Annotated in this window: 24 protein-coding genes; 14 read left to right on the top strand and 10 right to left on the bottom strand. The window is 66.9% G+C overall.

The features are described from left to right. Positions 1-30 precede the first annotated feature (30 nt). Genes ACW18A_RS06385 through thiS form a run of 3 tightly spaced genes read right to left on the bottom strand, consistent with a single transcriptional unit; the run spans position 31 to position 1,636 of the window. On the bottom strand, positions 31-534 hold the full coding sequence (locus ACW18A_RS06385; RefSeq protein ID WP_492023953.1) for a DUF3224 domain-containing protein: 504 nt from the start codon (positions 532-534) through the stop codon (positions 31-33). Between the two features lie 57 nt (positions 535-591). Continuing rightward, positions 592-1,398, bottom strand: a complete 807-nt coding sequence (locus ACW18A_RS06380; RefSeq protein WP_492023952.1) for a thiazole synthase — start codon at positions 1,396-1,398, stop codon at positions 592-594. A 40-nt stretch (positions 1,399-1,438) separates the two neighbouring features. Continuing rightward, on the bottom strand, positions 1,439-1,636 hold the full coding sequence (thiS, locus tag ACW18A_RS06375) for a sulfur carrier protein ThiS (protein ID WP_303695557.1): 198 nt from the start codon (positions 1,634-1,636) through the stop codon (positions 1,439-1,441). Positions 1,637-1,766: 130 nt separating this feature from the next. On the opposite strand from thiS, the gene aroQ reads away from it, so the two are divergent. The 4 genes from aroQ to aat are packed head-to-tail and all read left to right on the top strand — an operon-like array spanning position 1,767 to position 4,820. Next, positions 1,767-2,228, top strand: coding sequence for a type II 3-dehydroquinate dehydratase (gene aroQ / locus ACW18A_RS06370; RefSeq protein ID WP_492023951.1), 462 nt, complete (start codon positions 1,767-1,769; stop codon positions 2,226-2,228). 25 nt (positions 2,229-2,253) lie between these two features. Further along, positions 2,254-2,766, top strand: coding sequence for an acetyl-CoA carboxylase biotin carboxyl carrier protein (gene accB, locus ACW18A_RS06365; protein WP_492023950.1), 513 nt, complete (start codon positions 2,254-2,256; stop codon positions 2,764-2,766). Positions 2,767-2,770: 4 nt separating this feature from the next. After that, positions 2,771-4,123: an acetyl-CoA carboxylase biotin carboxylase subunit gene (gene accC / locus ACW18A_RS06360; protein ID WP_492023949.1), complete on the top strand. Its 1,353-nt coding sequence runs from the start codon at positions 2,771-2,773 to the stop codon at positions 4,121-4,123. Position 4,124: 1 nt separating this feature from the next. Then, a complete protein-coding gene (gene aat, locus ACW18A_RS06355) occupies positions 4,125-4,820 on the top strand; it encodes a leucyl/phenylalanyl-tRNA--protein transferase (protein WP_492023948.1) in 696 nt (231 codons plus the stop codon). Here aat and ACW18A_RS06350 read toward each other — a convergent pair. Both ACW18A_RS06350 and ACW18A_RS06345 read right to left on the bottom strand, forming a co-directional pair. Then, positions 4,787-5,464: a DUF2155 domain-containing protein gene (locus tag ACW18A_RS06350; RefSeq protein ID WP_492023947.1), complete on the bottom strand. Its 678-nt coding sequence runs from the start codon at positions 5,462-5,464 to the stop codon at positions 4,787-4,789. The two genes, aat and ACW18A_RS06350, sit on opposite strands and share 34 nt — an antisense overlap. Next, complete coding sequence (locus ACW18A_RS06345; RefSeq protein WP_492023946.1) at positions 5,461-5,853, bottom strand: NADH:ubiquinone oxidoreductase subunit NDUFA12; 393 nt, start codon at positions 5,851-5,853, stop codon at positions 5,461-5,463. The genes ACW18A_RS06350 and ACW18A_RS06345 overlap by 4 nt, the downstream gene beginning before the upstream one ends. Positions 5,854-6,058: 205 nt before the next feature. On the opposite strand from ACW18A_RS06345, the gene ACW18A_RS06340 reads away from it, so the two are divergent. From ACW18A_RS06340 to ACW18A_RS06325, 4 genes are all read left to right on the top strand, one after another. Next, a complete protein-coding gene (locus ACW18A_RS06340) occupies positions 6,059-8,824 on the top strand; it encodes a TSCPD domain-containing protein (protein WP_492023945.1) in 2,766 nt (921 codons plus the stop codon). Between the two features lies 1 nt (position 8,825). Continuing rightward, positions 8,826-9,251 carry an acyl-CoA thioesterase gene (locus ACW18A_RS06335; protein WP_492023944.1) on the top strand — a complete coding sequence of 142 codons (426 nt, stop codon included), beginning with the start codon at positions 8,826-8,828 and terminating at the stop codon, positions 9,249-9,251. A 101-nt stretch (positions 9,252-9,352) separates the two neighbouring features. Beyond that, positions 9,353-9,784, top strand: a complete 432-nt coding sequence (locus ACW18A_RS06330) for a pentapeptide repeat-containing protein (RefSeq protein ID WP_492024350.1) — start codon at positions 9,353-9,355, stop codon at positions 9,782-9,784. Between the two features lie 74 nt (positions 9,785-9,858). Beyond that, the gene (locus ACW18A_RS06325) at positions 9,859-10,758 is read left to right on the top strand and encodes a pentapeptide repeat-containing protein (RefSeq protein ID WP_492023943.1); all 900 of its coding nucleotides are present in this window, start codon (positions 9,859-9,861) and stop codon (positions 10,756-10,758) included. A gap of 41 nt (positions 10,759-10,799) precedes the next feature. On the opposite strand, the gene aspS is transcribed toward ACW18A_RS06325, so the two are convergent. Next, complete coding sequence (gene aspS, locus ACW18A_RS06320; RefSeq protein WP_492023942.1) at positions 10,800-12,626, bottom strand: aspartate--tRNA ligase; 1,827 nt, start codon at positions 12,624-12,626, stop codon at positions 10,800-10,802. A 386-nt stretch (positions 12,627-13,012) separates the two neighbouring features. On the opposite strand from aspS, the gene ACW18A_RS06315 reads away from it, so the two are divergent. The 5 genes from ACW18A_RS06315 to ACW18A_RS06295 all read left to right on the top strand — a co-directional run bounded on the left by ACW18A_RS06315 (position 13,013) and on the right by ACW18A_RS06295 (position 18,503). Continuing rightward, a complete protein-coding gene (locus ACW18A_RS06315) occupies positions 13,013-13,696 on the top strand; it encodes a P-loop NTPase family protein (protein WP_492023941.1) in 684 nt (227 codons plus the stop codon). Between the two features lie 119 nt (positions 13,697-13,815). Next, entirely contained in the window at positions 13,816-14,130 is a 315-nt protein-coding gene (locus ACW18A_RS06310) for a GIY-YIG nuclease family protein (protein WP_492023940.1), read from the top strand. A gap of 266 nt (positions 14,131-14,396) precedes the next feature. Further along, positions 14,397-16,613 carry an RNA degradosome polyphosphate kinase gene (locus tag ACW18A_RS06305; RefSeq protein ID WP_492023939.1) on the top strand — a complete coding sequence of 739 codons (2,217 nt, stop codon included), beginning with the start codon at positions 14,397-14,399 and terminating at the stop codon, positions 16,611-16,613. A gap of 62 nt (positions 16,614-16,675) precedes the next feature. Continuing rightward, complete coding sequence (locus ACW18A_RS06300; protein WP_492024349.1) at positions 16,676-18,097, top strand: Ppx/GppA phosphatase family protein; 1,422 nt, start codon at positions 16,676-16,678, stop codon at positions 18,095-18,097. Positions 18,098-18,137: 40 nt separating this feature from the next. Beyond that, the gene (locus ACW18A_RS06295; protein WP_492023938.1) at positions 18,138-18,503 is read left to right on the top strand and encodes a VOC family protein; all 366 of its coding nucleotides are present in this window, start codon (positions 18,138-18,140) and stop codon (positions 18,501-18,503) included. A gap of 3 nt (positions 18,504-18,506) precedes the next feature. Here ACW18A_RS06295 and rnd read toward each other — a convergent pair whose 3' ends face one another. Beyond that, positions 18,507-19,655 carry a ribonuclease D gene (gene rnd / locus ACW18A_RS06290; protein WP_492023937.1) on the bottom strand — a complete coding sequence of 383 codons (1,149 nt, stop codon included), beginning with the start codon at positions 19,653-19,655 and terminating at the stop codon, positions 18,507-18,509. Between the two features lie 80 nt (positions 19,656-19,735). Between rnd and purM the strand changes: the two genes are divergently transcribed. Next, on the top strand, positions 19,736-20,767 hold the full coding sequence (gene purM / locus ACW18A_RS06285; RefSeq protein WP_492023936.1) for a phosphoribosylformylglycinamidine cyclo-ligase: 1,032 nt from the start codon (positions 19,736-19,738) through the stop codon (positions 20,765-20,767). Between the two features lie 32 nt (positions 20,768-20,799). Here the strand turns inward: purM and ACW18A_RS06280 are convergent, their stop codons facing one another. Genes ACW18A_RS06280 through ACW18A_RS06270 form a run of 3 tightly spaced genes read right to left on the bottom strand, consistent with a single transcriptional unit; the run spans position 20,800 to position 23,900 of the window. Beyond that, positions 20,800-21,738, bottom strand: coding sequence for a DUF5655 domain-containing protein (locus ACW18A_RS06280; RefSeq protein WP_492023935.1), 939 nt, complete (start codon positions 21,736-21,738; stop codon positions 20,800-20,802). Positions 21,739-21,741: 3 nt separating this feature from the next. Next, complete coding sequence (locus tag ACW18A_RS06275; protein WP_492023934.1) at positions 21,742-22,239, bottom strand: hypothetical protein; 498 nt, start codon at positions 22,237-22,239, stop codon at positions 21,742-21,744. Then, positions 22,236-23,900 (bottom strand): DNA methyltransferase, encoded by a 1,665-nt coding sequence (locus ACW18A_RS06270; protein ID WP_492023933.1) that lies wholly within the window; start codon positions 23,898-23,900, stop codon positions 22,236-22,238. Before ACW18A_RS06270 ends, ACW18A_RS06275 begins: the two co-directional genes overlap by 4 nt. Positions 23,901-24,163: the final 263 nt, after the last annotated feature.

The following is a 24,163-nucleotide window of genomic DNA, read 5'->3' as shown; positions in this document are numbered from 1 at the left end:
CGAGTAGCGCTTCCAAGCGCCGCGATCGTCTCAGGGGTTGGGCAGGCTGTAGCCCAGGTCGTAGCGGTGTTCCCCGCCTTCGAGGGTCAGGGCGAAGTCCCCGCTGATCCCCGCCAGCGCTCCGGTGCCCGAGTTCGGCACGACGGTGATCGACAGCGTATAGCCCTCCGGGCTCATGTCGCCGCGATGGGCCAGCAGGAAGGCGCCCTCCTTGCCGTTGAGCGTGCCCACGAACCGCTCCAACGCAATATAGGTCCCGGTCGTGTCGCCCGGAGGCCCGCCGGTCAGCATCTGGCCGACCGACACGCCCTGGATGCCGCCGCTGAAGGTCTTGGACAGGATGTAGCGGGACAGACCCAGGCCTGCCTCAATCACCTCGGCATCGGCGGGCGCCATCGCCACCTCGAAGGTCCCCACGGCGTGATGCACTGTTGTCTCCTGAGCTCTGGCGCTTCCGGCGGCCATGACCCCGATCGCGATCAACAGGCCGAGAACAGCCACGGCGAGATAGCCTCGGAGAGTCAGGGTGCGCATCGGTCGCTCCGGAACATTACAGGAACACCCTGTCTCCGAACCCGCGTTCCGTCAAGCTCAGATCAGGCCACCCAGCGGTGACGACGGATCGGCGTACATCTTCTTCGCCATTCGCCCGGCCAGATAGGCCTCTCGCCCGGCGATAACGGCATGCTTCATCGCCCGCGCCATGCGGATCGGGTCCCTGGCCCCGGCGATGGCGGTGTTGGTCAGGACGGCGTCGCACCCCAACTCCATCGCCACGGTCGCGTCCGAGGCCGTGCCCACGCCTGCATCGACGAGCACGGGCACCCCGGCCTGCTCCACGATCAGCCGCACATTGACGGCGTTCTGCAGGCCCAGCCCCGATCCGATCGGCGCGGCCGCCGGCATGATCGCCGCCGCCCCCGCATCCTCCAGACGCTTCGCCATGACGACGTCGTCAGTGCAGTAGACCATCACGTCGAACCCGTCCTTGACCAGCAGGTCCAGGGCCCTGAGCGTCTCGATCATGTCGGGATACAGGTGGGCCGAGTTCGACAGAACCTCCAGCTTGACCAGGTCCCAGCCCCCCGCCTCGCGCGCCAGACGAAGCGTCCTGACCGCGTCCTCGCCCGTGAAACAGCCGGCCGTGTTGGGCAGGAAGGTGAACCGTTCCGGCTTCAGATAGTCGACCAGCATCGGCTGGGACGGATCACTGAGGTTCACCCGGCGCAGCGCCACGGTGACGATGTCGGCGCCCGCGGCCTCGGCGGCCGCGGCGTTCTGGGCGTAGTCGGCGTATTTGCCGGTGCCGACGATCAGGCGCGAGGAGAAGGTGCGACCGGCGACGGTCCAGCTATCGGCCGGTGTTTCGGCGATCGGTGCGACGAAAGGAGCGTTCATGCCCCTCATCTAGGCTCGTGCGCCTGGAAACGGAACCCGCTCAGCCCCCGCCGACGAACTGAACCAGCTCGATCCGGTCGCCGTCCTCAAGCGCAGTCCCGGCATGCAGCGACCGGGGAACGATGGCCAGGTTGCGCTCCACGGCGACCTTGCGGACGTCGAATCCGAGCTCCTCGACGAGCGCCAGAACCGTCCGCGCGGCGACCTCGCGCGTATCTCCGTTGACTTGAATGCGCATGTCGTTACGTCAACCCGATCCGTTCGGCGCAACCTCGGCTTTGACGAGCGACGCCGTTCCGCTAAAAGGCCGCCCCACCGAAGCGGTGCCGACCACATCCATTGGCCCGTCGCCAACCCGTCCGGAGCGAATGCCCGAAACCCCCGTCCTCTACGTCCTGAACGGCCCCAACCTCAACCTCCTGGGGGTGCGGGAGCCGCATATCTATGGGCGCGAGACCCTGGCCGACGTCCAGGCCCTGTGCGAGACGGCCGCCGAAGGCGCGACGGTGGTCTTCCGCCAGTCGAATCATGAAGGCGAACTGGTCGACTGGATCCAGGAGGCCCGCACGGAGGCCGTCGCGCTCGTCATCAATCCGGCGGCCTACAGCCACACCTCCATCGCCCTGCTGGATGCGCTCAAGGCCCTGACCATTCCGGTGGTCGAGTGCCATCTTTCGAACCCGGCGGCGCGCGAGGAATTCCGGCGACACTCCTACGTCTCGCTGGCGGCCTCGGGTATTGTCTCGGGCTTCGGTGCCCATTCCTACGAACTGGCCGTCAAGGCCGCCCTCCGGCTGGCGCGGGAACGCTCCCCGTCGCCAGCCCGATGAACCCAGACCACAAGGCATAGCTCTCATGGCGACCGACAAGAAACTGGATAACGAGCCCTCGGTGGAGATCGACACCACGCTGGTCCGCCAGCTGGCCGACATCCTCAACGACACCTCGCTGACCGAGATCGAGGTCGAGCGCGGCGAACTGCGCATCCGCGTCGCCCGCGAGATCACCGCCGCCCCGGTGATGCAGTATGCGCCGACCCCGGCCTATGCCCCGCAGGCGGCGGCTGCGCCCGCCGCACAAGCCGCGCCGCTCTCGATGCCGTCCGACCCCGCCACCATTGTCGCAAAGTCGGGCGAGACGGTGAAGTCGCCGATGGTCGGCACCGTCTACCTGCAGGCCTCGCCCGAGGCCCCGCCCTTCGCCAAGGCCGGCGACAAGGTCAAGAAGGGCCAGACCCTGCTGATCGTCGAGGCCATGAAGACCATGAACCCGATTCAGTCGCCACGCGACGGTGTGGTTCAGGAGATCCTCGTTGGCGACGCCCAGCCCGTCGAGTTCGGCGAACCCCTCGTCGTTCTCGAGGTCTGAGCCCGTGTTCACCAAAGTCCTCATCGCCAACCGCGGCGAAATCGCGCTTCGCATCCATCGTGCGTGCAAGGAGATGGGCATCTCCACCGTCGCGGTGCACTCTGAAGCCGATCGCGGTGCCATGTGGGTGCGGCTGGCGGACGAGAGCGTCTGCATCGGCCCCGCTCCGGCGGCGAAATCCTATCTGAACATCCCCTCGATCATCGCGGCGGCCGAGATCACCGGTGCCCAGGCGATCCATCCGGGCTACGGTTTCCTGTCGGAAAATGCCCGCTTTGCGGAGATCGTCGAAGCTCACGGCATGACCTTCATCGGTCCCAAGCCGGAGCACATCCGGATCATGGGCGACAAGATCAGCGCCAAGCAGACGGTGCTTGAGGCAGGCATCCCCTGCGTCCCCGGCTCGGCCGGCGAGGTCGAGACGATCGAAGCCGCCATCGAGGCCTCCAAGACCATCGGCTTCCCCCTGATCGTCAAGGCGGCGGCGGGCGGCGGCGGACGCGGCATGAAGGTCGCCCTGACCGCCGATGACCTGGTCGAGGCCGTCCAGACCGCCCAGACCGAGGCCAAGGCCGCCTTCGGCAACGGCGCGGTCTATATGGAACGCTACCTCCAGAAGCCGCGCCACATCGAGATCCAGGTCGTCGCTGACAGCCACGGCAACGTCGTCCACCTCGGCGAACGCGACTGCTCGCTCCAGCGTCGCCACCAGAAGGTGCTGGAAGAAGCCCCCTCACCCGCCCTGTCGGCCGCCGAACGCGTCGCCATCGGCGAGACGGTCAACAAGGCCATCGGCAAGATCGGCTACCTCGGCGTCGGCACCATCGAGTTTTTGTGGGAGGACGGGGAGTTCTTCTTCATCGAGATGAACACCCGCCTGCAGGTCGAGCATCCGGTCACCGAGGCCGTCACCGGGGTCGATCTGGTCCGCGAACAGATCCGCATCGCGGCCGGCCTGCCGCTGTCCTTCACCCAGGACGACATCCATTTCGAAGGCCATGCCATCGAGGTCCGGATCAACGCCGAGAATTCGGAAACCTTCGCCCCCTCGCCAGGGACGGTGACCGACTTCCACGCCCCCGGCGGCCTGGGCGTGCGGCTGGATAGCGCCATCTTCGCCGGCTATTCGATCCCGCCCTACTACGACAGCCTGATCGGCAAGCTGATCGTCCACGGCCGCGATCGCGCCGAGTGCGTCGCCCGCCTGAAGCGCAGTCTGAACGAGATGGTCATCGGCGGCATCGACACCACCATCCCGCTGTTCCAGAAGCTGCTGCAGGAGCCGGACATCCTGTCGGGCGACTACGACATCCATTGGCTGGAAAACTGGGCCAGGCGTCAAAAGACAGACGCCTGACGTGGCGGATCCGGCGGCCAGCGCCTTTTCGCCGCCGGACCCGTTCGACGCCCACGCCCTGTTACAGTGCTACGCCCACGGCGTCTTTCCGATGGGCGAGGACCGGGACGACCCGCGCGTCTATCTCGTCGAGCCGGAACAGCGGGGCGTCATTCCGCTCGGCGGATTCCATATCCCCACCCGCCTGCGCCGCACGATCCGGAGCGAACCGTTCGTCGTGCGTGTGGACACGGCGTTCGACGCCGTCCTGCATGCCTGTGCCGCTTTTGGACCGGGTCGTGAAGAGACCTGGATCAACGACCCGATCATGGGCCTCTATCTGGACCTGCACCTGCGGGGCCACGCCCACAGCATCGAATGCTGGCGCGATGAGGTGCTGGTCGGCGGCCTCTATGGGGTGACCCTGGGCGGAGCCTTCTTCGGCGAGAGCATGTTCAGCCGGGCCACAGACGCGTCCAAGGTCGCCCTGGCCCATCTGGTGGCCCGTCTGCGGCTCGGCGGATGGCGTCTGCTCGACGCCCAGTTCCGCACGCCGCATCTGGACCAGTTCGGACTGGTTGAGATCCCGCAGCGCACCTATCTGAAGCGTCTGGCTGTCGCACTCGAAGCGATACCGGACCAGGCAGCGTTCACCCGCCCGCTCTCAGGCGCGGAGGCCGTGACCTATGCCTTGCAGCCCACGACCCAGGCGTCATAGATCGGATGCTGCAGCCCGCTTAGCGCCGGAGTCGACGAGAACATCCAGCCCCGGAAGATCTGGCGCGGAGCAGCGCCCGCCGCCTTCGGCTGCAACGTCACATCGATATAGGCGATGGCGTCATCGACCAGTTCATTCTCGGCCGAGACCTCGCAGGCGCGGGCGGTGAAGATCAGTGACTGGTTGAAGCGCACAGGCCGTCCGCCGACCTCGACCTCGAACCGCATGCTCTCTGCGGTGATCTTGTCGATCGCCTCGATGATGGCGACCCGACGACGCTGACGCGGGACAGGCGTGTCGGCGGCGAGGCGTTTGGCCTTGTCCTCCCCGGACTCGGCATCGTCCGCGTCCTTGTCCTCCGCATCCTCATCGCCGGCCTGTTCGTCGGCGTTGTCCTCTTCCAGAGCGGCCGTGGCGATCTCGACCGGAGGGGGAGGCGTGATGGCGATGGGCACGGCCGGCGCTGGATCTGCAGCCGGAGCGGCCTCCTGCGTCGGGTCGGCCCGCAGGGCGTCGCCGATCGTGTCGGCAGCCGGGGTCGCGTCCTGGGCCGGCGCGTTCTGCCAGCCGCCGGCGACCACGCCGCCGGACACGGCCAGCCCGACGGCCGCCGTGCCGATCAGCAGGATGCGGGCACCGTTCATTCGGGCTTCCAGGCCTCGTAGTCGCCGGTGGCCGCCGGGCGCACGCCCTCGGCCAACAGCGAGCCTTGCGGATGCCAGGCCAGCGGCGTGCCGGTCATGTTGGGACGGTGATCCAGCTCCCAGTGACGGCGCGGCAGCGGAGCCTCGGTCGGGGGCTCATCGAAGGTGTAATGCAGCCAACCGTGCCAGTCGGGCGTCACCTTCGACGCCTCGGCATAGCCTTCGTAGACAACCCAGCGGCGCTTGCGGCCGTCGTAGCTGACGTTGTCCCGCGACTGGTAATAGCGGTTGCCGTTCTCGTCGGTCCCGATCAACTCGCCGCGTTTGGCGATGGTGAAGAGGGTGCCGATCGTCGCGCCGGACGTCCAACCGAAGATTCTGCCGAGCACGAGGCGATTCCAGTCCAGATTCGGATCGGCGGGAGGCCCGATCCACTTCGTCGATCATAGAAACCGGCCGCCTCCGCGTCCAGCGTCCCGCCCAAATCGTCTCCAGCAACATCTTGGGGGTAACCCGTCGTCTGACCGCTACATCTATTGCGGCGATAGCGCGGACCGCCCTAGGCTGACGAAACGATCCTGTTCGGGCCTGCGTATGCGCTTCACCCCCTTCCTGACCGACCTTTCCGCCTCCGTCGTGTGCGAAGCGCGCGAGATCGAGCGGGCTGACCGCGTCATCCGCGTGATGGCGCCGGCCGGCTGGAGCGACGCGCGGGTGGAAGCGTGGCTGGACTGGCACGATCAGTCACCCGACGACTGGCCTCGTCTGGAAGGCGCGCCCTCCCGAACTGCGGCCGCTGGACCTCCCGTCCTGGACGGCGCACTCGACCGCTGGGCCGCCCGTCTTGCGGCGTGGGGCCGCTCGACGGGAGTGTTCCCGTCCGCGCCGGATGCCGAGACCTTCGCCTCTGAACTGGTCGCCAGCGTACTTTTGGGTCTCGCCGCGCCGTCGGTGGTCTTGCTGGAAGGCGCACGGACGCCGCCGGCGGCCGATGACCAGGCCGGCCCCTCGCGCAACGCGACCGTCTTCGATCTCGGCGACGCCGGTGTTCGCGCCCGATTCGAAAGCGACACGGCGCGGCGACGCACGGCGCGTGTGACCGCCCATGCCCTGTCCGGCGTCACCCGCACCCTGCGCGCGGTGACAGACGCAGTCAGGCGCTGTGAAGGCCCGACCCCGGTGTGCGCTGACCCTGCCGCCAATCCTGCTCTCGGCCGCGCCGCCCTCGCCGCTCGTCGGGCCGGTGCCGACGACACGGCCATTCTGGACGCCATCGCGGGACGGGTCTTCTCCGCGCCGGAGCCCGAGCCGCTGAAGCAGATACGGGTTGTCGCCGTCGCCGATCCTGCCTCGCCAATGGATGCCCCCCTTAGGGCCGCCGCCGACGGATGCCTGGCCGACGACCTGGTCGTGGCCTTTTCCGTTCGCGATGCAGAGGCCGCTGCGGATCTCGCCATCGCGCCGGGCTGCGCCATTGCGCTCCCCGCCGTGGCAGCAACCCTGCCCGACATGGTCGAGGCCCTCGACCTGCTCGCCCGGCTGTGGACGACGGCGCTGGAGATCGAGGTCGCCTGCGGCTTCGCCCCGGACGGGCGGCTGGCGCGTCGGCGGCATGCGGTGCGTCCGGTGGTTCTGACGCTGGCAAGCGGTCTCGACTGGCTGGTCGCCCAAGCCGACGGGGCGATCAGCGAGACCGAATTCGCCGCCGCATCCGGCCTGTTCGCGGCGGCGGCCTCCCTCGCGTCGAGCGAACTGGCAGAAACGCTCCGCCCGGCCGCCGACTGGCCCGTCGCAGCCGAAGCCGTCCTGGCCGCCCTGGAGACGCGCGAGGCCCGCCTCGCCGACCTGACGAGCGAGCTTGGGCGGGCGGCCGCCCTGCGAACCGCCCAGGCCCACGCCGCCGCCAGCACATCAGGTCGACGGCAATGTCTGATCGCGACCCTCGGGGCCGACTCTGAACGGGATCTGCGACTCGGCGTCGCTGCGCTCTCCGGCATCGAAGTCTTCCAGACCCGGGACGGCGACATGGTGCGTCGCCTGCACCCGACGCTGGCCGCCGCCATCACGGCCCAGGGCGGCGATGTCGAGGGTGCCGAACGCTGGCTGCTGGGCCGGCGCACACTGATGGACTCGCCCGCGCTCGGTCATGCCGAACTCGCGGCAAAAGGCTTCACCGAACTGGAACTGGAGGCAGTCGAGAAGGCTCTGGCCCATGTCGAGCGGCTGGAAGAGGCCTTCGCCCCTGTCCTTGAGGCCGGGTTCATCCGTGACGTCCTCGGCTTCGATCAGGAGACCGTGGGCCATAGCGGACTGCTGGCCCTGCTGGCCTCCCCGGAAGAGATCGCCGCCGCGACGGATCATGTGTTCGGCCACCGCGACCTGTCCGCCTGGCCCAGCGCGCCGCTGAGGCTGAAGACCATTCTCGCCGACCTGGCGCTCGCCTCAGCCAGCCTGACCCGTGCAGCCGAGACGTTCAGCGATGTCGCGGACATGACCTCCGTCGAACTGCCCAGCCGGGCAGGGATCGGCGCGGCCATGGCCATGCTGACCCAGGCCGCGTCTGAAGGCCGTCGTGCGATTCGGCTGTCGCGCCGTCAGGCCTCCAACCAGCCTCTGCTTCATCTTCCGGATTTCGAGCCCGCCCGGCGCGCGCCGGAGCCCGCGCCGCAGCCACGCCCGGCGACGACAGAGCGCGTCGTCGAACGCGTCGTCGAGCGCGTCCGCACCCGCCGCAAACTGCCCGACCGCCGCAAGGGCTACATCCAGAAGGCCGCTGTCGGGGGCCACAAGGTGTATATCCACACGGGCGAATACGAGGACGGCGAGCTCGGCGAGATCTTCATCGACATGCACAAGGAAGGTGCCGCCTTCCGCAGCCTGATGAACAATTTCGCCATCGCGATCTCCATCGGCCTGCAATACGGCGTGCCGCTGGACGAGTTCGTGGACGCCTTCCTGCTGACCCGGTTCGAGCCTGCAGGGCGGGTCACGGGCAACGACTCCATCGGATCCGCGACCTCGATTCTGGACTACATCTTCCGCGAACTGGGCGTGTCCTATCTCGACCGCCACGAACTGGCCAACGCCGACGCGGAGCCGCTGGACGCCGATGGCCTCGGTTCGGGCAAGGCCGACGAACTGGTCCCCGCCGCCCGGTTCATCTCGAAGGGATTCGCCCGGGGTGCCACGCCGGACAATCTCGTGGTCCTGCCGTTCGGCCGGAAGGCCGAAACGTCGGGCCGAAGCGGTGATCACGGTGAGGCTGACGCCTGCCCTGCCTGCGGCGACTTCACCCTTCAGCAGCGCGGCGGGGCCTGGATCTGCGACACCTGCGGGATCGCGCCCCAGATGCGGGGCTGAAATGTCCGCCTTCAGCCATCCCCTGCGTGTCCGCTGGAGCGAGGTCGACGCCCAGGGTGTCGTCTTCAATCCCAACTATCTCGTCTTTGCGGACGTCGCCGTGCTCGAGTTCTTCCGCGCCGCCGGCGTCCCAAGCGACCCCGAAAGCGACATGGGCCAGAGCTACGTCGTCGACGCCCACGCGACCTTTCGTGCCTCGGCCCGGTTCGACGACCGGCTCGATCTGCGTGTCGGGATGACCCGACTGGGCCGATCCAGCTATGCGATCCGGGTCGATGTCACCCGCGACGACCAGACCCTGGTCGAGGTCGCCCTGACCTATGTGCGGGCCGTGGACGGCGTCTCGCGGCCCCTGTCCGACGGGTTTCGCGCCGTCCTCGCCGGGATGGCGGCGCCGGTTCAGGAGATCGTAAACCCTGTGCCCTAGACTATGACGCCTGACTGCTGCTGGCTGGCCAGCTTCGGAGTATCGTCTTGCATCGCCTGATCCTCGCCATCGTTCTCTCATGCGCTGTATCCGCCCCTTCCATGGCCCAGAACGCGGGTCAGATCGCCCGTGTGCGCGGTGGTGCCAGCTGTTCCGGCTGCAACCTGTTCCAGGGCGATTTCTCGGGTCTGGAGGCGCGCGGCCTGAACCTGGGCGGCTCGCGACTGCGCCAGGCCGACCTCAGCCTGGCGGTGATGAACCGCACCCGGTTCTCCGGTGCCGATCTGCGTGACGTCGAGGCCTATGGCGCCGTCTTCTCCAGCTCGAATTTCAACAGGGCCGATCTGACCAACGCCAGCTTCGTCGGCGCCTACCTCGAAGGCTCCAGCTTTTCGGGCGCGACCCTGGCCGGGACCAACTTCTCCGGGGCTCAACTGGCGCGCTCGACGGGCCTGACCCAGGGCCAGCTCAACCGGGCTTGCGGCGACGCCGCGACCACCCTGCCCGGAAGCCTGCGCATTCCTGCCTGCTGACGACCTCCAGTCTTACCGCGATTTAAGTAGGGTTTCCGGTGATCAGGGATCATCTAGGTGGCGTGAAACAGACGATGACTCTTTCCCGCCGCCTCTCCGCCACCCTGCCCGCGCTGGCGCTGTTGGCCGGCCTCTCGGCGCTCGCGGCTCCGGCTGCGGCCGAGGTCAGGCTGTCGATCCAGGAACCCGACGTGACGCGGATGATTTCGCTGGGCGGAACCTGCAACCGCTGCGAACTGTCAGGCCGCAACCTGGCCGGCGCGACCTTCACGGGAGCCACCTTCACCAGTGCGACCCTGATCGGCGCGGACCTGCGCGGCGCCGAACTGGTCGGCTCGAACTTCTCGGGCAGCGACTTCAGCCGCGCCAACATGGCCGGTGCCGAACTCCAGGGATCGAACTTCAGCGGGGCGGCCTTCCGCGACGCCAACATCAGCGGCGCGGAAGCCCAGGGCGCTGTTTTCAGCCGGGCGGACCTGAGCCGGGCCAACCTGTCAGGGACGGAACTGATGGGCGCCAATATGAACGGCGCGGTCCTTTCAGGTGCCAATCTGTCGAACACAGAGCTTTTCGGCACCACATTGGCCAATGTCAGTGCGCGCGGTGCCTCCTTCGCCAACGCCGAATTGAACGCGGCCAACATGGCCGGCGGCGACTTCAGTGCCGCCAACTTCAGCAACGCCCAACTGGACGGTGCCCGCCTGGCCCAGGCGACCTTCGGCAGGGCCGTCTTCACCGACGCCTCGCTACGCCGCACCGATATCCGGGGCGCCGACCTGTCGGGGGCCGCGGGCCTGACCCAGACCCAGATCTCCCAGGCCTGCGGCGACTCCTCGACACGTCTGCCGCGCGGGCTCAGCGTCCGGTCCTGCGGCACGCGGGGCATGATCCGGATGCCGGCACCCCCGGCTCTGCCCGCGCCACCGGCCGCGCCGTCACCGCGCCGTGACTTCGCCAGCGCCGACCGCCACTGACCGCGACCGCCGTCGACCCGGCCCCTGTTTGAGCGGCGGGGTTACTTCAGCGGAAGGCTGGGGCGGATGTGCAGTTCCTTGTACTGGCGCTCCTGAGCCTCGGCCGGCGCGCTCATCAGCAGATCCTGGCCCTGCTGGTTCAACGGGAAGGCGATGACTTCCCGGATCGCGACCTGGTTGGCCAGCAGCATGACGATGCGGTCGATGCCGGGGGCCAGACCGCCGTGCGGCGGCGCGCCGTAGCGGAAGGCGTTCAGCATGCCGCCGAACTGCTCCTCGACCACCGAGGCGTCGTAGCCGGCGATCTCGAAGGCCTTGAGCATGATCTCGGCCTTGTGGTTCCGGATCGCGCCCGAACACAGCTCATAGCCGTTGCAGACGATATCGTACTGATAGGCGCGGATGGTCAGGGGGTCCTGGCCTTCCAACGCCTCGAGCCCGCCCTGCGGCATCGAGAAGGGATTGTGCGAGAAGTCGACCTTCTTCTCTTCCTCGGACCATTCGAACATCGGGAAGTCGACGATCCAGCAGAATTTGAACTGCTCTTCGTCGACCAGCTTCAGCTCGGTGGCGACGCGGGTGCGGGCCAGACCGGCGAACTTGGCGAACACTGACGGCAAGCCGGCGGCGAAGAAGGCGGCGTCGCCCTTGCCGAGACCCAGCGCGGTCATCAGTGCGTCGGTGGCCTCGCCCAGGTTCTTGGCGATCGGGCCGCCCCAGGCGTTGTTGTCATCCGACCAGAAGATATAGCCGAGGCCCGGCTGGCCTTCGCCCTGGGCCCAGGAATTCATGCGGTCGCAGAAGGCGCGCGAGCCGCCGGTCGGGGCCGGGATGGCCCAGACGGCGTTCTTCTCGTCGGCGGCGAGGATCTTGTTGAACAGGCCGAAGCCGCCGTCGCGGAAATGCTCCGAAACGTCCTGCATCTTGATCGGGTTACGGGTGTCGGGCTTGTCGGTGCCGTACCACTTCATCGACTGTGCGTAGGTCAGGCGCTCGAAGCCGGCGTGCTCGAACGTCTGGCCGAAGTCGTTGGTGAAGGTATGGGCGCCGTCGATCGGCGAGACAGGCTTGCCGTCAGCAAACTCCTCGAACACCCCGTGCATGACGGGCTCGATCGCCGCGAAAACATCCTCCTGGGTGACGAAGCTCATCTCGACGTCGAGTTGGTAGAACTCCAGTGACCGGTCGGCGCGCAGGTCCTCATCCCGGAAGCAGGGGGCGATCTGGAAATAGCGGTCGAAGCCCGAGACCATCAGCAGCTGTTTGAACTGCTGCGGGGCCTGCGGCAGGGCGTAGAACTTGCCCGGGTGCAGACGCGACGGCACCAGGAAGTCACGCGCGCCTTCCGGCGACGAAGCCGTCAGGATCGGCGTCTGGTACTCCAGGAAGCCCTGACCGACCATACGCTGGCGGATCGACGAGATCACCCGCGAGCGCAGAACGATGTTCTTGTGCAGGGTCTCGCGGCGCAGATCGAGGTAGCGGTGCTTGAGGCGGATTTCCTCAGGGTACTCAGGCTCGCCGAAGACCGGCAGCGGCAGTTCGGCGGCCTCGGACAGGACCTCGACGCCCGAGACGCGCAGTTCGATCTCGCCGGTCGGCAGGCTTGCATTGATCACGGAGGCGTCGCGGGCGACCACTTCACCGTCGACGCGGATCACGCTCTCGGCGCGCACACGCTCGACGGCGGCGAAGCCCGGGGTCTCCGGGTGGAAGACCAGCTGGGTCAGGCCGTAGTGGTCGCGCAGGTCGATGAACAGCAGGCCGCCGTGGTCGCGCTTGCGGTGTACCCAGCCGGACAGGCGCACATTGGAGCCCGCGTCCGAGGACCGGAGGGCACCGCAGGTGTGGGAGCGATAGGCGTGCATGAGGAAATCGTCTGAATCGGCCGCAAAACGGCGGGAATTGGAAGCGGCGTAAGGCGCATCCGCGCCCCCGAAAGTCAAGGTCGGCGGTCGGATCGGGCCGTGGCGGCGGACTCGAAAACACTGTCCGCCGAGTCCGCCGAGTCCGGATGGTCAGGCGCGAACGCCTCCTGGCCGGACTCTCCGATAGTCTAACCCGATACGACACCAGGACGCGTCAGGGCTCCGGCAAGGCCGCCCGGCGGGACGGGACGGCCATTTCCGCGTCACATGACTTTATTTGTGCAACGTCAGAAGCGGTCGCAGCGGTCCACAGGGGCCGATCGTCTGTCCCCGTCGCATCGTGATCCCGTATCAGGACAATCCGGCCGATCTGCTATGGTGACCCCATGTCAGCGCGCCGTCCCCATCGCGAACAGCTCAGGCTGCCCCTGACCCGGGAGGCACCTCACGGCGCGACGGCCTTCGTGCGCTCGGCCTCCAACGCCTATGCCGTCGACGCCCTGGCCGCCTGGCCGGACAGCGCGGGACAGGTCATGGCCATCTGCGGCCCCGCCGGATGCGGCAAGAGCCATCTGGCCGCCGTCTGGGCCGAACGGATCGGCGCCATCCCCCTGAACGGTGCCGAGGCCGCCCTGGCCGATCCGCGGGAGCTGGAAGGTCGGCCCGTCCTGCTCGACATCGCCGAGGAGGCCGATGACGAGACCCTGTTCCACCTGATCAACCTGGCCCAGCAGGACGGCGGTGCCCTGTTGATGGTGTCGCGGCCCTCTCCCCGTCGCTGGCAGGTCGCCGTGCCGGACCTGCGTTCGCGCCTCGACGCCGTGCGCGTGATCGCGATGGAGGCGCCCGACGACGCGGTATTGTCGGCCATCCTCAACGCCCGGTTCGCCGAGCGCAGCATCACGCCCGGAGACGGGGTGATCGACTATCTGGTGATGCGGATCGACCGGTCCGCTGCTGCTGCTGCAACCGTCGTGGAGCGCCTGGACGCCGAGCATCGACCGGTAAACCGGGCGCTGGCGCGCGAGGTTCTCGACCTCATATCTACGTCATCCCCGGACGAAGCGTAGCGGAGATCCGAGGATCCAGCCGGGCGGCGTTTGACGATACCACTCTGAGTTATGCATCGTGCGGCGGGGTCCTCGGGTTCGCTGTGCGCCCCAAGGATGACGAAGGGGTGGGTAAGCCAATGCTCGAACGAGAGACGCACCGTCAGTTCATCGCGACCTACATCATGGCCAGCGGGCGCAACGGCACGATCTACACGGGGATGGCGACCTATCTTCCCAAGCGCGTGCTCCAGCACAAGCGCGGCGATCATGATGGCTTCACTGCGGATCATCGGTGCAGGACCCTGGTCTGGTACGAGACGTCCCAGACCGTCATCGCCGCCATCAAGCGGGAGAAACAGATCAAGCACTGGCTGCGGAAGTGGAAGCTCGACCTGATCGAGAACGAGAACCCCGAGTGGCGGGACCTGTCGGACGGTTGGTACGAGGATTGAACGCCTGCCCTTCCTGGCTCCGTCATCCGCCCTCCCCCTTAACCTACGTCATCCTTGGGGCGCGAAGCGAACCCGAGGACCCAGCCGCGCCGTGTTGACGTCGGCGTTGCGTTGGAGCCTGTGCAGCTGGGTCCTCGGATCTTCGCTGCGCTCGTCCAAGGATGACGGAGGGTGGGGGCGAGGATGACGGAGGTTAAGGGGGACGGGGATGACGGAGAGTTATGGGAAGGGTTGCAGCCGTAACAATCGCGCCCCACAACCGGCTCATGTCCGACGCCGCCATATCCGACGCCACCCGGGGCGAGGAAGTCCCCTCTTCACGAGCGCCCCAGTTGCACCTGGACGAGGACCTGATGGCCTCGCCTGCGCGGTTCTTCAATCGCGAGATCAGCTGGCTGGCCTTCAACGCCCGGGTTCTGGAAGAGGCGGCGAACCCCAGCCACCCGTTGCTGGAACGGCTGCGGTTCCTGTCGATCTCGGCCAACAATCTCGACGAGTTCTTCATGACCCGGGTGGCCGGCCTGAAGGGCCAGGTTCGCGAGCGGGTTCGGGTTCTGTCGGCCGACGGCCTGACCGCCGCCGAACAGCTGGAGAAGGTCAATATCGCCGCCGGCGAGCTGATGGCCGAACAGCAGAAACGCTGGCGTCAACTCCGCAAGGAACTGACCGGCGCCGGGATCGAGGTCGTCGATCCGGCCAGAATCACCAAGACCGACAAGGATCGGCTGGAGCCGGAGTTCCTGAACCAACTGTTCGCCGTGCTGACGCCGCTGGCCATCGACCCGGCGCATCCCTTCCCCTTCCTGCCCAACCTGGGCTTCTCGCTCGCGCTGAAGCTGCGTCGCGAACGGGATAACAAGACCCTCTATGCCCTTGTCCCCGTGCCGACCCAGGTGCGGCGCTTCTGGGAACTGACCGGCGACGGGCGGTCGGTGAAGGGGCGCAGACGGTTCATCTCGCTCGAAAACGTCCTGCTGCTGTTCATCGAACACCTGTTCCCCGGCCACGAGGTGCTGGAGAAGGGCGTGCTGCGCCTGATCCGCGACAGTGACATCGAGATCGAGGAAGAGGCCGAGGATCTGGTGCTCGAGTTCGAGGAGGCGCTGAAACAGCGTCGCCTGGGTTCGGTGGTGCGGGTGAAGATCGAGGCGTCCATGCCCGCCGATCTGCGCGAGTTCATCGTCGGAGAACTGGAAGCCTCGCCGCAGGACGTTGTGCTGGTCGCCGGCATGCTGGGTCTGGCGCAGCTGGGCGAACTGATTCCCTCGGGCCACCCGGACCTGAAGTTCCCCGGCTATGAGCCCCGCTATCCGGAGCGGGTCCGCGATCAGGGCGGTGACGTCTTCGCCGCGGTGCGCGAGAAGGACATCCTGATCCACCACCCGTTCGAGAGTTTCGACGTCGTCGTGCAGTTCCTGCGTCAGGCGGCGCGCGACCCCAACGTCATCGCCATCAAACAGACGCTCTACCGCACCTCCAAGGACAGCCCGATCGTCGCGGCCCTGATCGAGGCGGCCGAGAACGGCAAGAACGTCGTGGCCCTGGTCGAGATCAAGGCGCGGTTCGACGAGGAGGCCAACCTGCGCTGGGCCCGCGCCATGGAGCGGGCCGGCGTCCACGTCGTCTTCGGTTTCGTCGAGTACAAGACCCACGCCAAGCTCAGCGTTGTCGTCCGTCGCGAGGGCGACGCGCTGAAGACCTACTGTCACTTCGGCACCGGCAATTATCACCCGATCACGGCCAAGGTTTACACCGACCTCAGCCTGTTCAGCTCGGACCCGGTCCTGGCGCGCGATGCCTCGCGGGTGTTCAACTACATCACCGGCTATGCCCAGCCCGAGGATCTGGAGGCGCTGGTCGTCTCTCCGCTCAACATGAAGGCGACGCTGATCGAGCTGATCGGCAAGGAGATGTCGGCGGCGGTCAAGGGCAAGCCGGCGGCCATCTGGGTCAAGCTCAACGCCCTGGTCGATCCCGAGATCATCGACGCCCTCTACCGCGCCAGCCAGTGGGGCGTGCGCATCGAGCTGGTCGTGCGCGGCATCTGCTGCCTGCGTCCCGGGGTGCCGGGCCTGTCGGAGAACATCCGGGTCAAGTCGATCGTCGGCCGCTTCCTGGAGCATAGCCGGATCATCTGTTTCGCCAACGGCAAGGAACTGCCGCACGACAAGGCGAAAGTGTTTATCTCGTCGGCCGACTGGATGACGCGCAACCTCGACCGCCGGGTCGAGATCATGACGCCGGTGACCAACGCCACGGTCCACGATCAGGTTCTGGACCAGATCATGGTCGCCAACCTGAAGGACGACGCCCAGAGCTGGACCCTGGGACCGGACGGCGGCTACACCCGCGTCGCTCCCGCCGATCCGGCGCGGCCCTTCTCGGCGCACCAGTATTTCATGACCAACCCCAGCCTTTCGGGCCGGGGCCGCAAGGTGAAGACCCGGCCGGAAGCGCTGCGCTACGATCGGCCCGGTCAGTGAGCGAACTCTACGGGACGCCGCGCGAGGCGGCGGTGATCGACATAGGGTCGAACTCCATCCGTATGGTGCTGTATCGGCTGGAAGGCCGCGCTATCTGGACCGTGTTCAACGAAAAGGTCCTGGCCGGCCTCGGTCGCGACCTGCCCGAAACCGGCAGGCTGTCACCAGCGGGCGTCGAGATGGCGATGACGACCCTCCGTCGTTTCGCCGCGGTACTGGAGGGGGTTCGGCCCACCTACACCTTCGTCGCCGCCACCGCCGCCGTGCGTGAAGCCCGGGACGGTCAGGACTTCTGCGACCGCGTGGCCGCCACCACGGGCCTGCACGTCCGCGTCCTGACCGGGGAGGAAGAGGCCAGATACGCCGCGCTCGGCGTGCTGGCCGGAGAGCCACGCTCGACCGGCGTCGCCGCCGACATGGGCGGGTCGAGCCTGGAGCTGATCAAGGTCGGGGACGGGATGGCGTCGTCCGGCATCACATTGCCGCTCGGGCCGTTCAGCCTGGCGGATCCCGGGGGGTTCGACGCCGGACGGCTGCGCGCCGCGATCGCGCACCGCCTGAAGCCGGCGGCGACGCAGTTTTCGGCGAGCGAACTGCACGCCGTCGGAGGCGGCTGGCGCTCGCTGGCCCAGTTGCACATGGAGATGAGCGACTATCCGCTCCGCATCGTACACCAGTACACGATGAGCGCCGAGGACGCGCGCGGCGTCGCCCGGCTGGTGGCGCAGCAATCCCGGGCCTCGCTCGACCGCCTGCCAGGCATATCCAAACGGCGCGCAGAGACGCTCCCCTATGCCGCCCTGGTGCTTGAGGGTCTGATCGACACCCTGGGCCTGAAGACCATCACCTTCTCCGCCTGGGGCCTGCGCGAGGGCCTGCTCTACGAGACGCTGGATCAGGACGAGGTGCCGGCGGATCCGCTGATCGCCGGCGCTGCCGCCCTGGGCGCACGCCAGGGGATCTCTCCGGCCATGCCCGCTGCGCTCAACGCCTGGCTGGGCGATGTCATCGCCGCCCTGCCCGAGGCTTTCGGCCGCGAGCGCGACGCCGTACTGGCCGCAGCCGCCTGTCGGCTGGCGGACCTCGGCGCGCGGCTGCATCCCGATCACCGGCTGGAACTGGTATTCGCCCAGGTCCTGCGCGCGCCGATCCCCGGCCAGACCCATTCGGAGCGGGTCTGGCTGGCCTGCGCCCTGAACGGCCGCTACGGCGGCGGAGCCTCCACCCCCGCGGCGACTATCGTCGACCGGCTTCTCAGCGACGACGCCCGCGCCAGCGCCCGGGCCCTGGGTCTGGCCATGCGGCTGGGCTGCGACCTTTCGGGACGTTCGCCGCAGTTGCTGGCCAATGCCTCGGTCACTGTGACGAATGGGGCCCTGAGGCTGACCGCATCGCCGGGCTATGCCGACGTTCTTCTGGGCGAGCAGACGCGGCGCCGGGCCAAGGCCCTGGCCGAGGCGATGGGGCTGAGGCTGGAAATCTGACGCGACCGGGCCCATCGTGCGCCGTCACAGGGAGACGACCATGGCTGTCACGGGCATCGGCGGGTTCTTTTTCCGCTCCACGGACCCGAAGGCCCTCGCGGCCTGGTATCTGGAGCATCTCGGTGTGGGCGCGCCCGAGGGCGTCTACGTCTGGGATCAGGAGGCGGGGCCGACCGTCTTCTCGCCGTTCAAGGCGGACACCGACTATTTCGCGGACGACAAACAGTGGATGATGAACCTGCGGGTCGACGATCTGGACGGGCTGAAGGCCGGTCTGGCGGCCGCCGGGATCGAGGTCATCACCAAACCGGAGTGGGACACCATGCCGGAGGTCGGTCAGTTCGCCCGGATCCACGACCCCGAGGGCAACCCGATTGAGCTGTGGCAGCCGGCGGTACAGCCGTAACGTCTACTCGATCTCGACGACCTCGACGCGGGCACCGTTGAGGACCAGGGCGATCTCGCCACGCTTGAGCTTCAGAGCGTCCTCGCCGAACAGCTGACGCCGCCAGCCGGTCAGGGCCTCGACCGGAGCGTTGTCGTCGATGGCGATTCGTTCGAGGTCGGCGACATTCGCGATCAGCTTGGATGCCACGCCGGCATTGTCGCTCTTGGCCTTCAGCAGAACCTTCAGGAGTTCGACCACCGACGGCGGTGCCGGCTGGTTGTGGGCCGGACGATCGAGCTTGGGCGCGTGCGCCTCCGGGTCCGCCATGACCCGCTTCAGTTCCTCGGTCAGCTCAAGGCCGAGACGCGAACCACCGAACCCCTTGGGCACGGAACGCAGGCGGTTGAAGGCCTCGACGTCCATCGGGGTCTGGGTCGCGATCTCGTCGATGGCCTCGTCTTTCAGGATGCGGCCGCGCGGCTGGTCGCGATCCTGGGCCGCTCGCTCGCGCCACACCGCCGTCGCCTTGAAGGCGGCGAGGTATTTCGCGTTGTACTTCTTGGGCTTCAGCCGCTTCCAGGCCTTCTCCGGATCGGTGTCGTAGAGGGCCGGATCGACCAGATCCTCCATCTCCTGGGTGACCCAGTCCAGCCGTCCGTCCTTGTTCAGCCGGTCGCGCAGTTTCGGATAGAGCGCCGCCAGATGGGTCACGTCGCCGATCGCATAGACCAGCTGGGCGTCCGACAACGGCCGGCGCGACCAGTCGGTGAACCGGCTGCCCTTGTCCAGGTCGATGCGCAGCATCTGACGGACCAGCCCGTCATAGGCGACCTGATCGCCGAACCCGGCGGCCATGGCGGCGACCTGGGTGTCGAACATCGGCCGGGGCATGGCGCCCAGCTTGACGAAGATTTCCGTGTCCTGACGCGCGGCATGGAAGACCTTCACGATCTTCGGATCGCGCAGGATGTCCAGGAACGGCTCCAGATCCAGCCCCTCGGCCTGGGGATCGATGATGGCCTCATGCTCGGGCGTAGCGGCCTGGATCAGGCACAGCTTGGGCCAGTAGGTCGTCTCCCGCATGAACTCGGTGTCCACGGCGATAAACGGAGCTTCGGCGACGGCGGCGCAGAAGGCAGCCAGAGCGTCAGTGGTGGTGATCGGCGTCATTGAAATGCTATAGCCCCCCGCGACGCGGTCGTGGCAAGAGCCGCAACCATATTTCCGCACCGATTCCAGGCCCGTGAGCGATGAGCGACAATAAAGACCCATTGCCGAACGGCCTGACCTACGCCGATGCGGGCGTGGATATCGACGCCGGCGACATGCTGGTCGAGCATATCAAGCCGCTGGCGAAGTCCACGGCACGTCCGGGTTCGGAGCCGTCCCTGGGCGGATTCGGGGCCCTGTTCGACCTCAAGGCGGCCGGTTTCGTCGATCCCCTGATCGTCGCCACCACCGACGGCGTCGGCACCAAGCTGAAGATCGCCATCGAAACGGGCCGTCATGACGGCGTCGGCATCGATCTGGTGGCCATGTGCGTCAACGACCTGCTGGCCCAGGGCGCCGAGCCGCTGCTGTTCCTCGACTATTACGCCACCGGCAAGCTGGAGATCGACGCGGCGCGCCGGGTGGTCTCGGGCATCGCCGAGGGCTGCCGTCAGGCCGGCGCCGCCCTGGTCGGCGGTGAGACGGCCGAGATGCCGGGCATGTATTCGGGCGGCGACTACGACCTGGCCGGCTTCTCGCTGGGTGCCGTGGAGCGCGGCCACGCCCTGCCCCGGCTGGACCTGCAGAACACAGGCGACCTGATCATCGGCCTGGCGTCCTCAGGCCCGCACTCCAACGGCTATTCGCTGATCCGCAAGGTGGTCGAGCGTTCGGGTCTGGCCTGGGGCGACGACGCGCCCTTCGCGCAGGACCGCTCGCTGGCCCAGGCCCTGATGGAGCCGACCCGCATCTATGTGAAGCCGGTCCTGCCGCTGATGAAGGCGGGCCTGATCAAGGGCGCGGCCCACATCACCGGCGGCGGTCTGATCGAGAACCCGCCCCGCTGTATCGCAGAGGGCCTGACGGCCGAGTTCGACTGGAACGCCTGGCCTGTGCCGCCGGTGTTCCAGTGGCTGGCCGAAACGGGCGGCATCTCGGATCACGAGATGCGCCGGACCTTCAACTGCGGCGTCGGCTTCATCCTGATCGTCGCGCCGGAGAACGCCGAGGATGTGCTGGCCGGGCTGCTGGAAGCGGGTGAGGCGGCGTTCGTCTGCGGGCAACTGGTTTAACCTTCCGTCACCCTCTCCCCCCGGGAGAGGGGTCAGCTTTCGTCGTAGGCGCGCTGGAACAGGGCCTGGGCCTTGGCGAAATCGGCGGGCGTCCGCATGCTGACTTCAAGGTCGCCGGTACCAAAGTGGCCGACCTTGCGCACGTCGCGGGTGAACCCCGGTTCGATTGTCACCGTGTCAGGGTTCAGTTTCAGATAGGCGGCGACTGACTTGGCCTGCGGATAGATCTCAAGGCAGACGAAATTCTTGATGCGCTTGAAGGCGACGTAGAATTTCACCTCCTTCATCTGCACGTCGTCGCCGAGGCCCATCAGAAAGTCTGAAACCGAATCCCACAACTGCCGCAGCTCCGGCGAGGCATTGCCGAGACGATAATCGATCCGCTGGCTGAGATACGGGTCCTTGGCCGGGACGCCGCCCTGTGCTGCGGTTGGTTGCGCCGCCTCGACCACAGACGGTTTCGCCGCCACACGCGGATTGTGGACCAACTCGATCATCAGCAGGTCCGTACCGAAGCGGCGATAGCGGATCAGTTCGATGCTGCGATTGATCTGCTTGACCGCGTGGCCGTCATATTTGGTGAAATCCCCGGCGATGCAGACCAGCCGTGGGGCCGCCCATTCGACCTTGTCGGCGACCTCCTTGCCGAGCACGTCCAGCACCAGCCACTGGAACTCCTTTTTGTGGTCCATCAGCCAGTCAAGGTAGAACAGGCCCTGATTGATGACGTTCTCATTGGTCAGTCGCTTGTACTCGATGATGACCGGGCTGCCGTCCTCGTCGATGCCGAGCGTGTCGATGCGACCGCCGTGGACAGCGCCCGTGCTGTACTCGGTCGCCAGAAACCGGATGCCGAGGATCGCCTCAAGGTTCTTTTCGAACAGCACCTGAAGTGCCCGCTCGACCTGCGGGCTTTGTGTCGGCAGCTTCTCGACGCCTGATCCGATCCGGAAGAGCTCAATGTCCGCCATGGTCTATCCTTCCTGTCGGCCGCGTCCGGTGGTGACACGCAAGCCGCGCGAACGAGCCGATAGCGTCAGCTCATCGTGAAGCGACGACAACAGACGCTCTTCGGCTGAGTGGTCGGGATCGGGGTCCATGTAGCCCAACAAGAGCACGTCCCGCATGCGGTGATCCTCCATGCCCGACACCCTTGTTCGGAGCCACTCCAGCCATTGGGTCACGAACGCTTCCACATGAAGACCTGACAGTGGCAGGGGCGGCTGAAACTGGCCGGTTTCCAGTCGCCAGATTGCGGCGAGGAAATCGTGCGCATCCTGCAGCACATGGTGGTCGAACCGATCCAGTCGGACCTCATCGCCAAGGGGCGTTGGTCCGACGAGTGCTTCTGCGCGATGCAACCTGGCCTTCGCCTCGTTGACGATGATCGATAGCCCCTGACCATAGGCGTCGTGTTGGTGCCTCTGAAGTTCCTCATAGTCATCGCCCTCGAACATCGGGCCGACGATCACAGCAGCGACCCCTGCTTGTCCGGCCCTGCCTCGCGCTTGGCCTTCTTGAACACCGACGGATCGAGCCACGGCATCTCCGGACGCTTGCCGTCGAACAGTTGTTCGATGGTCAGGATCTGGACCTTGGGATAGGTCCGCCCGCCCGCTTCGTAGAAGCCGGCGGCGGCGGCGCGGGCGACCATGGGTTTGGTCGGCGGGGTCAGGGTCACGAACAGGCCCATCTGGCCGCCCTCGTGGTCGATGGTGGTGATCAGGTCCTTGACGTGACTGTCGGTGACGCCGCCGCCCTTGATCGAGACGATGGCCTTGCCTGTGACGGTCCTGGACCCCGCGCCGTCGTCGGACGGGACCTGGAAATAGACGAACCCGTCCACCCCGCCGTCGGCCCCCTTGCGCCCGCCCTTGTAGGGGACGGCGTTGTCGATCATCGACAGGGCCCAGAGCTGGAACTGATGCTTGTCGGCGTCCGACAAAGCCTTCGCCGCCCCGAGGTCGCGCGGGGTGCCCAGAACCTGGAACTCGGCCATCGGGAAGGCGTCGCGCAGCCGCCGCTGGATCAGGCCGACCGCGAGGTGGGTGACGTCGATGCCGATCCAGCGGCGGCCCATCTTCTGGGCGGCATGGACGGTGGTGCCGCAGCCGCAGAAGGGGTCGAGGACGACGTCGCCCTCGTTCGACGAGGCGGCGAGGATGCGTTCGAGGAGGGCGAGGGGCTTCTGGGTGGGGTAGCCGAGGCGTTCCTGGGCCTGGGAGTTGATGGGTGGGATGTCGGTCCAGACGTCGCCCAGCGGCACGCCGCGTTGTTCGTCGAGATATCGCTTGAAGCGCGGCACCCGGCCAGGTGCAGACTGAACTACCAGTCCCTCCTCATAGGCCTTTTGCATCCGCTCACGCGTCCAGCGCCAAACGCGTGTGACCCCAAGAAACTCGTAGGTCAGATTAGGTCTGTTCGCATTGGGATTGATTAGATTGTCCATCTGATAGCGACGGCCATCAGCGTCCATCTGCCCATATTTTTCGAGCGTCTTTTCGGGAAGGTTTTCGGGGTCATACGCGGCAAACAAAGCGTCCCCGTTCCAGAAAGCATCCGAGGTCTTATGGTAAAACAGGATGACATCGTGATTGGTCGGCATGCGCCGTGTCATCAGGCTCTTGCCGGTCGAACGTTGCCAGATGATCTCGTTGGCGTAGTTCGTCGGCCCGAACACCGCGTCCAGTAGCAGCTTCAGATAGTGGCTCGCGGTGGGGTCGCAGTGGAGATAGAGCGACCCCGTCGGCTTCAGCACCCGGTGCAGTTCGATCAGCCGCACCGCCATCATGGCCAGATAGGCCATCATGTCGTTGGTCCCGAGGAAGGACCGCATGGCCGCCAGCATATTGGCGGCGTCCGAGTTTCCCGACTGCAGCACCTCGGCATAGGCGCGCTCGGCCGTCACGTTCCAGTGCCAGGTGTCCTCGAAGGCCTCGATCTGGCTCTGCGACTGCTCGCCGCCCGGCGCGCGAAACAGGACATTGTAGTTGGCGTTCGAATTGAACGGCGGGTCCAGGTAGATCAGGTCCACGCTCTCGTCCGCCACATTCTCGCGCAGGATGGCGAGGTTGTCGCCATAGAACAGGGTGTTGGCGTTCGGCGTGGTGACCATGGTGCCCCGGTGGATCAATCGAGCCCCGGTTGTCGCCTGCTTCGCGCCACGCTGGCAATGACCCCCTTGCCGCCCTGTCTTCCCTCTACTCCCTCTCCCGGTGGGAGAGGGCTTGAGGCCCGCAGAGCGTTAGCGATGCGTCCTGGCCGAAAGGGTGAGGGTCGTGCCCTCACCGATGATCGCCAACCCCTCACCCTTTCGCGTTTCCAATCGCTTCGCTCCTGGACGCTCAAGCCCTCTCCCGCCGGGAGAGGGATATGGTTAGGTTGCCGCCGAACACG

This window comes from Brevundimonas sp. AVps5 (assembly GCF_058681515.1).
Note: the sequence above shows the minus strand (reverse complement) of the source record. Positions and strands in the feature narration are given on the sequence as shown.